At 62.9% G+C, this 13,389-nt stretch carries 16 protein-coding genes and 2 pseudogenes; 11 read left to right on the top strand and 7 right to left on the bottom strand.

Annotation, left to right across the window (positions count from 1 at the left end):
• Nucleotides 1-8 precede the first annotated feature (8 nt).
• Nucleotides 9-923, top strand: a complete 915-nt coding sequence (locus tag AC1DV9_RS28330) for an SDR family oxidoreductase (RefSeq protein ID WP_477951134.1) — start codon at nucleotides 9-11, stop codon at nucleotides 921-923.
• A 3-nt stretch (nucleotides 924-926) separates the two neighbouring features.
• Here AC1DV9_RS28330 and AC1DV9_RS28325 read toward each other — a convergent pair whose 3' ends face one another.
• From AC1DV9_RS28325 to AC1DV9_RS28305, 5 genes and pseudogenes are all read right to left on the bottom strand, one after another.
• The gene (locus AC1DV9_RS28325) at nucleotides 927-1,370 is read right to left on the bottom strand and encodes a PIN domain-containing protein (RefSeq protein WP_477951133.1); all 444 of its coding nucleotides are present in this window, start codon (nucleotides 1,368-1,370) and stop codon (nucleotides 927-929) included.
• Complete coding sequence (locus tag AC1DV9_RS28320) at nucleotides 1,367-1,621, bottom strand: type II toxin-antitoxin system Phd/YefM family antitoxin (RefSeq protein ID WP_310297697.1); 255 nt, start codon at nucleotides 1,619-1,621, stop codon at nucleotides 1,367-1,369. Before AC1DV9_RS28320 ends, AC1DV9_RS28325 begins: the two co-directional genes overlap by 4 nt.
• A gap of 62 nt (nucleotides 1,622-1,683) precedes the next feature.
• A complete protein-coding gene (locus AC1DV9_RS28315) occupies nucleotides 1,684-2,016 on the bottom strand; it encodes an MmcQ/YjbR family DNA-binding protein (RefSeq protein ID WP_477951130.1) in 333 nt (110 codons plus the stop codon).
• A gap of 44 nt (nucleotides 2,017-2,060) precedes the next feature.
• Nucleotides 2,061-3,419: pseudogene (locus AC1DV9_RS28310) on the bottom strand (HD-GYP domain-containing protein).
• A 180-nt stretch (nucleotides 3,420-3,599) separates the two neighbouring features.
• On the bottom strand, nucleotides 3,600-4,190 hold the full coding sequence (locus tag AC1DV9_RS28305) for a hypothetical protein (RefSeq protein WP_477951128.1): 591 nt from the start codon (nucleotides 4,188-4,190) through the stop codon (nucleotides 3,600-3,602).
• Between the two features lie 377 nt (nucleotides 4,191-4,567).
• On the opposite strand from AC1DV9_RS28305, the gene AC1DV9_RS28300 reads away from it, so the two are divergent.
• Nucleotides 4,568-5,266 carry a hypothetical protein gene (locus tag AC1DV9_RS28300; protein WP_477951127.1) on the top strand — a complete coding sequence of 233 codons (699 nt, stop codon included), beginning with the start codon at nucleotides 4,568-4,570 and terminating at the stop codon, nucleotides 5,264-5,266.
• 151 nt (nucleotides 5,267-5,417) lie between these two features.
• On the top strand, nucleotides 5,418-6,707 hold the full coding sequence (locus tag AC1DV9_RS28295) for a DNA-packaging protein (protein WP_477951191.1): 1,290 nt from the start codon (nucleotides 5,418-5,420) through the stop codon (nucleotides 6,705-6,707).
• Between the two features lie 33 nt (nucleotides 6,708-6,740).
• Here AC1DV9_RS28295 and AC1DV9_RS28290 read toward each other — a convergent pair whose 3' ends face one another.
• The gene (locus AC1DV9_RS28290; RefSeq protein WP_477951125.1) at nucleotides 6,741-6,869 is read right to left on the bottom strand and encodes a hypothetical protein; all 129 of its coding nucleotides are present in this window, start codon (nucleotides 6,867-6,869) and stop codon (nucleotides 6,741-6,743) included.
• Between the two features lie 141 nt (nucleotides 6,870-7,010).
• Between AC1DV9_RS28290 and AC1DV9_RS28285 the strand changes: the two genes are divergently transcribed.
• The 8 genes from AC1DV9_RS28285 to AC1DV9_RS28250 all read left to right on the top strand — a co-directional run bounded on the left by AC1DV9_RS28285 (nucleotide 7,011) and on the right by AC1DV9_RS28250 (nucleotide 13,100).
• Entirely contained in the window at nucleotides 7,011-7,682 is a 672-nt protein-coding gene (locus AC1DV9_RS28285; protein WP_477951124.1) for a hypothetical protein, read from the top strand.
• 23 nt (nucleotides 7,683-7,705) lie between these two features.
• Nucleotides 7,706-8,014 carry a Dabb family protein gene (locus AC1DV9_RS28280; protein ID WP_477951122.1) on the top strand — a complete coding sequence of 103 codons (309 nt, stop codon included), beginning with the start codon at nucleotides 7,706-7,708 and terminating at the stop codon, nucleotides 8,012-8,014.
• A gap of 202 nt (nucleotides 8,015-8,216) precedes the next feature.
• Nucleotides 8,217-9,374 (top strand): phage portal protein, encoded by a 1,158-nt coding sequence (locus AC1DV9_RS28275; protein WP_477951120.1) that lies wholly within the window; start codon nucleotides 8,217-8,219, stop codon nucleotides 9,372-9,374.
• Nucleotides 9,374-10,087: a Rossmann-like fold-containing protein gene (locus AC1DV9_RS28270; RefSeq protein WP_477951118.1), complete on the top strand. Its 714-nt coding sequence runs from the start codon at nucleotides 9,374-9,376 to the stop codon at nucleotides 10,085-10,087. Before AC1DV9_RS28275 ends, AC1DV9_RS28270 begins: the two co-directional genes overlap by 1 nt.
• A 113-nt stretch (nucleotides 10,088-10,200) precedes the next feature.
• Nucleotides 10,201-10,662, top strand: a complete 462-nt coding sequence (locus tag AC1DV9_RS28265; protein ID WP_477951117.1) for an alpha-ketoglutarate-dependent dioxygenase AlkB — start codon at nucleotides 10,201-10,203, stop codon at nucleotides 10,660-10,662.
• 178 nt (nucleotides 10,663-10,840) lie between these two features.
• The gene (locus AC1DV9_RS28260) at nucleotides 10,841-11,158 is read left to right on the top strand and encodes a DUF6107 family protein (RefSeq protein WP_477951115.1); all 318 of its coding nucleotides are present in this window, start codon (nucleotides 10,841-10,843) and stop codon (nucleotides 11,156-11,158) included.
• A 112-nt stretch (nucleotides 11,159-11,270) separates the two neighbouring features.
• Nucleotides 11,271-11,837, top strand: a complete 567-nt coding sequence (locus AC1DV9_RS28255; RefSeq protein WP_112390960.1) for an HK97 family phage prohead protease — start codon at nucleotides 11,271-11,273, stop codon at nucleotides 11,835-11,837.
• A 9-nt stretch (nucleotides 11,838-11,846) separates the two neighbouring features.
• A complete protein-coding gene (locus AC1DV9_RS28250; RefSeq protein WP_477951114.1) occupies nucleotides 11,847-13,100 on the top strand; it encodes a phage major capsid protein in 1,254 nt (417 codons plus the stop codon).
• A 163-nt stretch (nucleotides 13,101-13,263) separates the two neighbouring features.
• Here the strand turns inward: AC1DV9_RS28250 and AC1DV9_RS28245 are convergent.
• Nucleotides 13,264-13,389: pseudogene (locus AC1DV9_RS28245) on the bottom strand (IS110 family transposase); the annotation flags it as partial.

Below are 13,389 nucleotides of genomic sequence, written 5' to 3'. Positions count from 1 at the left end.
ATTTGGTTATGACAGCGGATCTGACAGGAAAGGTGGCGCTGGTGGCCGGCGGAACGCGCGGCGCCGGGCGGGGGATTGCCGTCGAGCTTGGTGCTGCCGGGGCGACTGTCTATGTGACCGGCCGCTCGACGCGAAAGCAGCGCTCGGAATACGACCGGCCGGAGACGATCGAGGAGACGGCGGAGATGGTGACGGCAGCGGGCGGCCGGGGGATCGCCCTGCGCGTCGACCATCTGGTGGCGTCCGAGGTGGAGGCGCTGGTGGGGCGGATCCGCACGGACGAGGGCAGGCTGGATATTCTCGTCAACGATATCTGGGGCGGCGAGAACCTGACGGAATGGGACAAGCCGGTCTGGGAACACTCGCTGGAAAACGGCCTGCGCATGCTGCGGCTGGCGATCGACACGCATTTCATCACTGCCCATTACGCCCTGCCGCTGCTGATCGAAAGGCCGGGCGGACTGCTGGTGGAGATGACCGACGGCACGGCCGAGTACAACGCCGCGCATTACCGGCTGAACCCCTATTACGACCTCGTCAAGACAGGCGTGATCCGCATGGCCTGGGCGCATGCCAAGGACCTGGAGAAGCACGGCTGCACCGCCGTTTCGATGACGCCGGGCTGGATGCGCTCCGAGATGATGCTGGAGATTTTCGGGGTGACCGAGGAGACCTGGCGCGAAAGCAGCATCGCGCCGCCGCATTTCGTCATCTCCGAAACCCCACGCTTCGTGGGGCGCGCAGTGGCGGCCCTGGCTGGCGATCCGGAAAAGGCGCGGTTCAACGGGCAGTCGCTGTCGAGCGGCGGTCTGGCGCAGGTCTATGGGTTCGACGATGTGGACGGATCGCGGCCGGATTGCTGGCGGTATATGGACGCGGTGGTGGAGACGGGGAAGGAGGCGGATGCGGCTGGGTACCGGTGAGGGTCAGGTTGCATCCTGCGGATCGAGCAGGTTGATCTCGGGAAAGGCTGAGAAGTGCCTGGTATTCCGGGTGACGACGGTCAATTGATGCAGCTTGGCGGTTCCGGCGATCAGGGCGTCGGCCATTCCCGGGTTATGGCCGTTTCTCTGGGCGGCTACCTCCAGCGCGCCGGAGGCCAAGGCAACCTTGGCATTGACGGCGAGAATTCTGTCGCCGAACGTCTCCTCCAGCGAGGCAAGCCATGCACGGTAGCCATCGGCTTTTGCGGGTGCACCCTTGCTGATCAACAGATGGATGCCGCGCTCGATCTCGTGGACGGTGACGGCGGACAGGAACAACCGGTCGTGGCGATCCTGCGCGTCCAGCCAGCGGCTGAAACGCGGCGGACCGCTACGACCGGGCGAGAGCAGCGATATGGCATCGGTATCCAGCAGATAGCCGTTCAAAGCTCGATATCCCGCGAGGGGCTGCTGTTGCGTTCAAAGACGGCGTCGTCGCCCGGGAATGTCTGAAGGAAGGCGGAAAAGCTCGGGCGATTCGGCCGCATGGCAGCCTTCGCGACTTCGGCGGCTTCCACACTGACAAGCACGGCAGTCGGCTTGCCATGGCGGGTGATGGTGATGAACTCACCATGAAGCGCTGCTTCGACGTAGTCTGAAAATCCTGCTTTCGCATCTTTAAGGCTGATGGTCGTCATCTCGATGGCCTCAAGTGGTCATATGTGACCAATTTAGCGCGTGCGATGATGCGCTGCAAGCCCTAGACACCCAGGAGCGCGTGCAATCCCTTCGGCGCCACGTTGCGCCAGGCCTTGCGCACGAGGTCTTCGGTCAGCGCATCGCTGGCGAGCATGTGGTAGAGGCGGGTGGAGCCGCGTTCGCCCCAGCCGCCGGGGACAGGAAGCGTCTCGTCCGGGGCGATTTCGAGGGTGAGTTTCTGCTGGTCGGGTGTGAGGCGGACGACGCAGTAATCCTGGTCGGGAAAGGTCAGGAAGATCTTGCCGCGCACGCGAAAATCGCGTGTGCCGAAATGGGCGCTTTCGGCCGTTTCCGGTAGGGAAAGCGCGAAGGCTGCCAAGTGTTCCCGGTCCATGGCGGATTATAGCACGGCAGGGGTAACGGCCGGAAGCGAGGCGGTCAGGCAGCCGCCTTCTTCTCGATGGCGGCGCGGTCGAGCGCCCGCTCGAGCGCTTCGATACAGACGGGATCGTGGCTCTGGCCGGCCCCTTCCCAGAGGATCGACAGCGCCTTCGAAATCGGCATTGCGGAACGGTAGGGGCGGTCGGCGGTGAGCGCGTCGAAGACGTCGGCGGTGGAGACGATGCGGACTTCCATGGGGATGGCTTCGGCGGTCAGGCCGCGCGGATAGCCCTTGCCGTCGAGCCGCTCGTGATGGGCGCCGCCGATAATAGCGGCATCGGAAAAGGCATGGATGCGCGACAGGATGAGCTCGGAAAATTCCGAATGGCGCTTCATCTGCACCCATTCCTCGCCCTCCAGCTTGCCCGGTTTGTCGAGTACGGAATTGGAGACGCCGAGCTTGCCGATATCGTGGAGCAGGGCGGCGCGCTTCAGGAAGCGGCGGCCTTCGGCATCGATGCCCATCTCCTCGGCGATCAGATCGGTGAACAGCGCGACGCGATCGCTATGGCCAGACGTATAGGGGCTCTTGGCGTCGATGACTTTGGCGAAGGCGGCGGCGATATCGTCGAGATAGTTGTCGTCGGCCATGATCGCCTGCTGGCCGGGCTCGCTGCTGAGCACGACCTCTTCCAGCTGATCGGACGCGAGCACCTGTCAGAAGTCAGGGCGGGCGGCAACGCGGGCAAAGGCGGCGCAGAGATCGGGATCGAACCAGGTGCCGGACCGTTTGGCGATCTCGGCCTTGGAGGCCTCTGGGCCGCCGCTTGCCTGGAAGATATCGGCGATCTGCGAGAGGAGTGCGATGCGCGAGAATAGCGGAATTTCAGTGCCTGAAAGGCCGATGGGCCGGCCGCCGCCATTCCAGTGTTCGTCGAGGCCAAGGATGCCGTTGGCGACATCTTCGGAGAACCGCATCATCCGGGCGATCTCGGCGCCGCGCTGGCAGCGCGTCTGGATCAGGTCGGTGACGATCTCGCCGCCATTCTGCAGGATATTCAGGATGCCGCGGAAACGCTCGGCAAGGCCGGCCTGCATGCCGGTATGGCCGATGACGAAGCGCAGCACCTGGCCGAGGCTGCCGTCGACGAGCTTGAAGTCGCGCTTGAAGGCGAGGTCGTCGGCCAGATAGATTTCGCAGATGCGCGCCGCATTGCTGCTGCAGCCGAGGTCTTTCAGGAGCAGCGTATAATAGAGATCCTGCAGGGCGCTGTCGGGCAGGCCGAGCTCGCGGCCGATATGGGTGCCGATATAGCAGGCGCGGATGCAATGGCCGGGCGGCTGCCCCTCCGTCAGATCGAGCGCCTTGCTGAGCGCTTCGATGATTTCCGCAAGCCGGATCTGGATGCCGCTCATGATGGTGCCGCCTGAATAGGGTTCGGTTCAGTTGGCGCCGGGGGAGGTTGAGGAAGGGTTCAGGAAGGTGGTTAAGATGGGGGATTGTGGAGGGGAATCAGTGCATTAGACTTATCGAATGAAGCTTATGCGGGATGCGTTTTCGTAGAGGGCTGCAAAAAGTTGTATATGCGCCGCTAACTAAGCTGGCTGAAAGCGTTTTAGGTCCTCGAGTGCGGCTTTTGACCAGTGGCTCAGCATGCTTGGCTCATGCATGATGTCCGGAAACTGAATTTTTTGTGAGCCCCCAGCTAGAATGGGAGCAAGGTTAAGTTCAAGCGCAATTATACACTTACGAGTATACTCAAAATAAGCCTCCTGTTTGCGCAGGAGTTCTACGGTTACGCTATTCCACACCGTCCGTTTTACTGGCGTTGCAAAGACGTTTCCGTCCGTTCTGGTGAATGCCAGTCCGTGAGGCCTCATATCTCCCCACTGCGCATGTGCCCACTGATTCCGGACTTTGAGGCAATAGCGAACTGATTTCTGGATATCGTTGAATTTGTCCCAGAGTCCAATTCGAACGAACGTATTTGCGCTCAAAGCATTCGCAATGTCCAAGCGACCTGTCTCCGATCGCACCTGATTTACGGCGTGAAGTAGTTCAAACTTGCGGCCTATCGCTATTCCGCAGGTCATGCAGAAAGAAATATCCAATTCCCCATATCCAAGAACCAACTCACCCAGAAGGCGCGCCTCTTCAGGGTACTGCGCAAAGGCGGGATTAATCACTGGCATTCTCCCAAGCAGAATATCTTTTCATATCCTTGATCGGCGAAAACTGCCGTCAATACAATCTAGATCGAATTGAACCGAGATAGGAAAATAATCCTTGACGGCGTGACGGTGGTTTGGTAGGGTTATGGCATAGTCGGAAAGTTGCGGCGACGCGGCTGGCTTTCATAGTTGCGAGGCGTGCCACTCCCTCATTCCTGTGCTTGTCACAGGAATCCAGTGCGCCCATGTCCATGGGCGCGGGAGACTTCTTCTTGATAAGGCAATGACAAGCACAGGAATGAGGGATGTGGGTGGGGTTGTCGTTGGGGTTTCAGCCGGGTTTCGACCCGGTTTTTATATGTCCGCAGTTTGAGCGGGGCGGAGATTTTCCGATGATCGGTGAGGGTTTTGTGGCGGAGCTTTGCGGCTTCTGGCCGGAGAGGCGTGTCTATCCGGGCGCACAGTCTCTGGAGAGCGGCGGCTGGAGCGATGAGCGGGTGCGTGACGCGGAGGCGGCCTATCGGCTGGAGACCAAGTCGGAGCTGCTGCCGGGCGATGAGCTCCGGGTGATGCTGAACCAGATGACGGCCGAGATGCGGGAGCAGTTTGCCGCCTTCGTCGAGCTGCGCAAGGGCGCCGAAATTGCCGCCGGGGATGGCGACGAGGCGGCGGGCAAGCTGGCGCGGGCGGATCTGAAGGCGGCGGTCGATGCCATGGGGTTGATCGTCCGTACGCTGGAGAAGATCGACCAGCTGCAGCGCCAGCTTTCCCGCGACCGGGAAATCGAGATGGAAGGGCGCGAGCAGGCCGAAGGCTATGCGATGGCGAAGGGTCAGCTGCTGGAGATCATCGAGCAGCGCGCCGAGGAGAAGGCGGCTGTCATCGTTGCCGCCGGGATGAGGAACTTGCAGGCGGGCGGGGAGGCGAACCGGGATGACGGGATTTCCGCGGCCAGGGCAGACGGTGCGGATGGCCTCGGCGCGGCAGAAACGCCGGGCGGAGGAAAAGCGGCTGAAGGCGGCGATGGTCGGCGCGATGTCGGCGGCCGAGCGGCTGCACCGCGACTTGGTGATGGTTGGCAAGGAGCATGAGGCAGCGCGGGAGATTGTTGGTGCCGGGCGGCTGGCGGCTGCCGGTGTAAGCGGCAATGCGGAGATGCCTGCGTACCGCAAGGTGACCATGGCAGAGGCTTCCTCGGGCGGTTCTGACGGTGCTGTAGCCGCCAAAATGGAGACTTGGCCGATGGAACTCGATGCCGGTCTTTCGGCGCTGCAGAAACTCAATTGCATCGGCGAGCGGCTGATATCGGGCTTTCCCGCGGCACTCAGGGATTGGCAGCTGACGGGGCGGCTGGAGCAGATGGCGCCTGAGGGGGATTGGCGGACGTGGTTGCTGCTTGGCGGGCGCGGTTCCGGCAAGACGCGGGCGGGTGCGGAGTGGGTGCATGGCTTGGCGAGCGCGGGGCAGCGTTCCGATCTCCGGATCGCGCTGGTGGCGGAGACGCTGGGCGATGCGCGCGAGGTGATGATCGACGGTATCTCCGGGATCTGCAGGATTGCGCGCCGCAACCGGCCGGAATTCGAGATTTCAAGGCGCCGGCTGGTCTGGCCGAACGGTGCGGTGGCGCAGGTGTTTTCTTCGGAGGATCCGGAGAGTTTGCGCGGGCCGCAGTTTCACATGGCCTGGTGCGATGAGCTGGCAAAATGGAAGCACGGGCAGGAGACCTTCGACATGCTGCAGTTCGGCCTTCGTCTTGGCGCAGCGCCGCAGCAGCTGGTGACGACGACGCCGCGGCCGGTGCCGCTGTTGAAGGCGCTGATTGCCGACGAGGGGACGCGGCTGGCGCGGATCAGCACGCTGGCCAACCGCGCCAATCTGGCGCCCGGTTTCATCGACACGCTTGCGGCGCGCTACGGCGGCACGCGGCTGGGGCGCCAGGAACTGGATGGCGAGCTGATCGAGGACCGCGAGGACGGGCTGTGGAAGCGCGGGCAGATCGAGGCGTTGGCGATCCGCTTTGCCGAAACGCTGCGGCGCATCGTCGTCGCCGTCGATCCGCCGGCCGCTGCCGGTCCGGCCTCCTGCTGCGGCATTGTCGTGGCGGGAGTGGAGGTTTCCGGGCGGGCGGTGGTGCTGGCCGATTGTTCGGTCGAGGGCGCGAGCCCGGCGGGCTGGGCGGGTGCGGTGGTGCGCGCCTATCATCGCTTCGGCGCCGACCGGGTGATCGCCGAGATCAACCAGGGCGGCGATATGGTCCAGACGATCCTGAAGAGCATCGACGCGACGCTGCCGGTTTCGACGGTGCGCGCGACGCGCGGAAAGTTTTTGAGAGCAGAGCCGGTGGCGGCCCTCTACGAGCAGGGAAGGGTGGTCCATGCCGGGCGCTTTACGGCGCTGGAGGACCAGATGTGTGATTTCGGCCCGGATGGGCTTTCGAACGGCCGCTCGCCCGACCGGCTGGATGCGCTGGTCTGGGCGCTGACGGCGCTGATGCTCGAAGGCGGCGGCGAACCGCGGGTCAGGGGTATATGACGCTTCGCCGCTCGCCTTTCGCGCCGCGGCGGTTTATCGCTGCTTCGGCGGCTCGGCCGGACGCGGTGGCTCGCGAATCGGCCGGATCTGGCGCCACTCGTTTTCCATCTGGTCGACGAGGTGCTGGGGAATGGTGGTCTGGGTGTTGGCGGGCGTCTGCATCGGTCTCCTCTCCGGCTGCACAGGCAATATGAGGAATGCATGACACAGCTCAAATAGGCTGTAAATCAGGGGCTTAAACGCTTTAAACGATTGAAATTATTTTAATCGATTAGGGCCGCGACGATTTTCAGGGTTATCCACATGGACCGCAGGATTTTCTTCGACGAGGTGCGCGCCAGCCTGTTCAAGGGCACGCTGCAGCAGCCGCAGGTAGAGGGCATGAGCGCAATCCTCGACTATTGGCAGGCGCGCCATGCACGGGACGACCGGCGCTGGCTGGCCTATATCCTGGCGACGGCCTTTCACGAGACGGCCTACACGATGCAGCCGGTGCGCGAGACGCTGGCCGATAGCGACGAGAGGGCGATCGGGATACTCGATCGGGCCTATGCGGCGGGCAAGCTGTCCTGGGTCAAGACGGTCTATTGGCTGCCCGACGAGAACGGCAAGAGCTGGCTGGGGCGCGGGCTGGTGCAGCTGACGCACAAGCGGAACTACGAGGCGATGAGCGTGCTGACCGGCATCGATCTGGTGGCCGCTCCTGATAAGGCGATGGAGATGGGCACGGCGGTGAAGATCCTCGTCGAGGGGATGATCGCAGGCAGCTTCACCAAGCACCGGCTGGCCGACCATCTGAACGGCGAGAAGGACGACTGGGTGAACGCCAGGCGCATCGTCAACGGCACCGACCGGGCGGAAAAGCTCGGCGATTACGGCAGGCTTTTCGATGCGGCCTTGCGCCGCGCGAAGCCTGAGGGCCTCTGGCAGCGGTTGAAGGCCTGCCTTTCGCGTGTTATCGCCCGGCTCTCTTAAAGACCGAGCAAGGAGTGCGCCCCGTGATCCGCCATATCGTTTTCTTCACCGTGCCGGAAGAAAACCGCGAGGCGGTGCGCAAGGGCCTGTCGGTGCTGACGGGGATCCCGCATGCGCTGACGCTGGAGATCGGCGAAAACGTCAAGACAGACCAGTGGGGCAACGCGGTGGATTTCGTCGTCTATGGCGAGTTTGCCGACGAGGCGGCACTGGCGGCCTACAAGGCGCATCCGGATTACGAGCTTTCGACGCGGACGGTGAAGCCGCTGCGCGACACCCGGGTGGCGGCGGATTTCGATAGCGGGTTGGCGGTGAAGGTGCCGATGGGCTGATCTTCCCTTCTCCCCAGCGGGGAGGAGGTGCCCGAAGGGCGGATGAGGGGGGCTCCAGATGTGACGGGGCCTTTCGCTTGCCGCTCAAGGCACGTTTCGCTACGCTCGCCGTCCCCCTCATCTGCCCTGCCGGACATCTTCTCCCCGCTGGGGAGAAGGGGGAGCCGTTGGAGCGCTAACCTTTCCAACAAGGGACATCATCATGAACATCCGGTCGTTCCTGCCGTGGGGCTTCACGGCGGGCCGTAATGCCGTGTCCGAAAAGAAGGCGGCGCCGGGGTTTCTGTCGCTGGCGGCGCAGGGGCAGGCGAGCTGGACGGGGCGGTCTTATGCGGCGCTGTCGCGCGAGGGGTTCATGAAGAACCCGGTGGCGCATCGCTGTGTCAGGCTGGTCTCGGAGGCTGCGGCCTGCGTTCCCTTCCTGATCTACGAGGGCGAGCGGGAGCGGCCGGAGCATCCGGCGGCGGCACTGCTGCGCCAGCCGAACGGGCGGATGGGCGGGCCTGACTTTTTCGAGGCGCTCTATGGGCATCTGCTGCTCTCCGGCAATGCTTATGTCGAGCCGCTGATGGTCGGGGCGGGGCTGCGCGAGCTGCATCTCTTGCGGCCCGACAGGATCAGCGTCGTCGAGGGGCGGGACGGGTGGCCAGAGGCTTATGACTACAGAGCCGGAGGATCGGTCCGGCGCTTTGCGGTGGAGGCCGAGGGGATGGCGCTGCTTCACCTGAAGCTCTTTCATCCGCTCGACGATCACTTAGGCTTTCCGCCTCTGGCGGCAGCACAGGTGGCGCTCGATCTCTCCAATGCGGCGGCCACCTGGAACAAGGCGCTGCTCGACAATTCGGCCCGTCCTTCCGGCGCGCTGGTCTATCAGCCGAAGGAGGGCGGCAATCTTTCGCCCGATCAATATGAGCGGCTGCGCCAGGAGCTCGACGACGGCTATTCCGGGCCGATGCGCGCCGGGCGGCCACTTCTTTTGGAGGGCGGGCTCGACTGGAAGGCGATGGGACTGTCGCCGAAGGACATGGATTTCGTCGAGGCCCGCAATGGCGCTGCCCGCGACATCGCGCTCGCCTTCGGCGTGCCGCCGATGCTGCTCGGCATTCCCGGTGACAATACGTTCGCCAATTATCAGGAGGCCAACCGGGCTTTCTATCGTCTGACGGTGCTGCCGATGCTGACGCGGACGGCGGCTTCGCTTTCTGCCTGGCTGGGTGGCGCTTACGGCGAGGGGCTGCGGCTGGAGCCGGATCTGGACAAGGTGGCCGGGCTTTCGGCCGAGCGCGGGGAATTGTGGGCAAGAGTGGGGGCGGCGGGGTTTCTGACAGATGAGGAGAAGCGGGAGGCGGTGGGGTATTGATGGTAACGACGACGATTGCATTCCATTCTGCCGCGGGCGGTGAGCTTGAGTATGCGGCGATCTCGAAGCGGTTCGTCGAGAGCTTCTTTCGTCTCAAGGCCCTCCTGCAAAACGATACCAGCTTCGAATTCGTCAAATTCTCCAAACTGGGCGACACTTTGCTTGTCGGGGAGGGGAACCTCAGCTTCGCAGCGTCGCTGTCATCTCTTCTCGGTTCTTCCCGCATCAATCTAGTTGCAACGACCTACGATGCGAGAAACTCACTATCCAAACAAGCATTGGCCAATGCATCGAACCTCAAGAGATCCGGCGTTTCGGTCATGCACGAAGTCGATGCCACTAAGCTTCACGAACATTTTGGCAAGCGAAAGTTTCGCCTTATAGCATTTCAGTTTCCCAACGTTGCAAGTCGAGTTCCAGTATATGGACGTAATCCAAACCATATACTTGTTCGCCGGTTTCTCAGGAGCGCTCGGAGCTATGTTGGGCCTGCCGGGCTTGTTGCGATCACTGTGGTAAACAGCCCGCACTACGACGGAGCGTTTGATATGGCGGGTGCTTCAATAAAAGCGGGCTTTCATGCCCCGGAGACTTACCCTTTCTATTTTGACGAGTATCCTGGTTATTCTCACGGCAAAACGGTCGATGAAACTGAAAGTGCGGTTGAGAACGAAGATGCGTTTGTAACCTTCGTGTTTTGGCCAAAGAAATAATCGAGGGAATCCCGACAATGCCGGAAGGGCTTGCATACATTCCAAGCTTGGTGTCGCCCGAGGAGGCAACACGAATCCTCGCGGCGCTCGATGCTGTTGCATGGGATACAACATTGAAACGGCGTGTTCAGCATTTTGGATATCGATACGACTACCGGGCCCGGGCTGTGACCGGCGATGCCTATCTCGGGCCGCTGCCGGACTGGCTTGCTGGTGTTTGCTTGCGGCTTGCCGGTGAGGGTTATTTCGAACGTCTGCCGGATCAGGTGATCGCCAATGAATATCTGCCGGGGCAGGGGATCAGCGCGCATGTCGATTGCGTGCCGTGTTTCGCGGACCGGATCGCTTCGCTCAGCCTGCTGTCGGCCTGTGAGATGGTGTTCCGGCATGCGGCAAGCGGCGAGCGTTGCAGCCTGATGCTGGAGCCGGGGTCGCTGCTCGTGATGGAGGGCGCGGCGCGGTACGACTGGACGCATGAGATACCGGCGCGGTCGGCCGATAGTGTCGATGGCACGAAGCGGCCTCGCGGGCGGCGGGTGTCGCTGACCTTCCGCAATGTGATCCGGAGCCTTTGAGCCGCCGGATACGGATGCGTTTAATCGGCGTGTGAAGCTGCTGATCCAGCCTTCCAGCAAGGTCTTGCAAGCGATTCATAAGATTCGTTGAAACGCGATTGGTGGCGACGCCGGTCCGCATTGGCCGTGGGCCTTTGCGGGCCATTCGCGTGCGCATTCTCCATAGGGGAGTTTGACGATGGCTGACTTTTCCAATGATGGCGGGCTCTGGGCCAGCCGGGCGCTGGGTGCTTCGGCGGGGGCGGCGGTGTCGCTGATCTATCTTTTGCCGAAGAGCAGGCGGGAAGCGGCGAGCCGGTTCTTTTCGGGGCTCTCCTGCGGTCTGATTTTCGGTGGTCCTACGGGGATCTGGCTCGTGGAGCGGCTGGGGATTGCCGATCGTCTTTCGGCCTCCGAGATCATGCTGTCCGGCTCGGCTGCGGCGAGCCTCTGCGCCTGGTGGGTGTTGGGGGTCTTGGCGCGGGTGGCGCGGCAGTGGCGAGCGAGTAGCGAATAGCGAATAGTTTTTGGGCTTGCGATCCGGTCGCGGCGGGCGGCATTCGCCGCTATTCGCTATTCGCTATTCGCTCCCCCAAACATTTTCACATCCACAATCAGGAGCACCAACCATGACCGCATCGCTCATGGGCGCGGAGACGCGCAAGTTTGCCAATCTGGAATTGCGCCATCTCAAGCGCGACGGGACGTTTTCGGGTTATGCGAGCGTCTTCGGTGAGGTCGATCTCGGCAAGGACCAGGTGGAGCGCGGGGCGTTTCGCAAGTCGTTGTCGGAGCGCGGCGCGGAGGGGGTCAGGATGCTGTTTCAGCATGATCCTTCCGAGCCGATCGGGGCGTGGAAGACGATCCGTGAGGATAGCCGAGGGCTCTATGTCGAGGGCGTCCTGGCGGATGGCGTGGCACGGGCCGGCGAGGTGCGGCAGCTGATCAGGAACGGGGCGCTCGACGGGTTGTCGATCGGCTTCAGGACCGTCCGGGCGCGCACCGATGCCAAGAGCGGTGTCAGGCGGATACTGGAGGCGGATCTCTGGGAGATCTCGATCGTCACCTTTCCGATGCTGCCTTCGGCGCGGGTGCAGAACATCAAGAATGCGCGGTGGTTCCGCGACAAGGAGACCGAGCTCGTCCGCGCCATGCGCCGGGCGGCAAGGGCGATGCTGACCGAAACCTTCAGATAGGATCGAGATATGACCGACAGGACTGCGAAGATGGCGCCGGAGATCAAGGCGGTGCCGGAGACGATGACGGCTGCCTTCGACGACTTCATGGAGGCCTTCGAGGCCTTCAAGGACACCAATGACCGGCGCCTTGGCGAGATCGAGGCGAAGTTCACCGACGATGTCGTCACCCGCGACAAGATGGACCGCATCAACCGCGCCATGGACGAGCAGAAGAAGCTGCTTGACCAGCTGGTGCTGAAGAAGGCGCGCCCGCCGCTGGGGCGTACCGGCGCCGGCGGGCCTGATACGGCCGAGCACAAGGCGGCTTTCGAAAACTATATCCGCCGCGGCGACGAGGCGGGGTTGCGCGAGATCGAGGCGAAGGCGATGTCATCGGGGACGGGCGCCGATGGCGGCTATCTGGTGCCGCCGGAGACCGATACCGAGATCGGCCGCAGGCTTTCGGTGGTTTCGCCGATCCGGGCGCTGGCAACGGTGCGGCAGGTTTCCGGCTCGGTGCTGAAGAAGCCGTTCTCGACCTCCGGCATGGCCTCGGGCTGGGTTTCTGAGACGGCGGCACGGCCGCAGACGGGCAATGCCCAGCTTGCCGAACTGACCTTCCCGACCATGGAACTCTACGCCATGCCGGCGGCGACCCAGGCGCTGCTCGACGATGCCGCCGTCGATATCGAGGCCTGGATCTCCGGCGAGGTCGATACCGTCTTTGCCGAGCAGGAGGGCACGGCCTTCGTCTCCGGCGACGGGACGAACAAGCCGAAGGGGTTTCTCGCCTATACGGCGGTGGCCGACAGCGGCTGGAGCTGGGGCAATCTCGGCTATGTCCCGACTGGGGCGGCCGGCGCTTTCGCCTCCAGCGGCGCTTCGGATGTGCTTGTCGATGCTGTCTACGCGCTGAAGGCCGGCTACCGGCAGAACGCCAATTTCGTGATGAACCGCAAGACGCAAGCGGCGGTGCGCAAGCTGAAGGACGCTGACGGCCGCTACATGTGGCAGCCGCCGACAACGGCGGGGCAGGCAGCAACGCTGATGGGCTTTCCGGTGGCTGAGGCCGAGGACATGCCCGACATTGCGGCAGGGGCGATGGCGATCGCTTTCGGGGATTTCCGGGCGGGGTATCTGGTGGTGGATCGCACTGGGGTCAGGGTGTTGCGCGATCCCTATTCTGCGAAGCCGTATGTGCTGTTCTACACGACGAAGCGCGTGGGCGGCGGGGTGCAGAATTTTGAGGCGATCAAGCTGGTGAAGTTTGGGGTGAGTTGAGTGGGGTGAGTAGGGGGTAGTGAGTAGTGAATAGTTGGCTTGGCGTGGTGGGTGTGGCCCCCTCATCCGCCCTGCCGGGCACCTTCTCCCCGAGGGGAGAAGGGGACTTGCCGCAACGTCTCCGATCCCTTCTCCCCAGCGGGGAGAGCGACTGTCTTTGGCGTCAAGCGCTTTGCCATGGTTTTGCGTCCCGGATGATAGCGTTGAGGATGGTGAGGAGCTTTCGCATGGTTGCGACGAGGGCGACGATCTTCGGCTTGCCGGCTGCGACGAGCCGGTCGCGGAAGGC

The sequence above is a fragment of the Rhizobium sp. 01L410 genome (genome assembly GCF_056400165.1).
The sequence above is the reverse complement of the archived record's forward strand: the minus strand, read 5'-3'. Positions and strand labels throughout refer to the sequence as shown.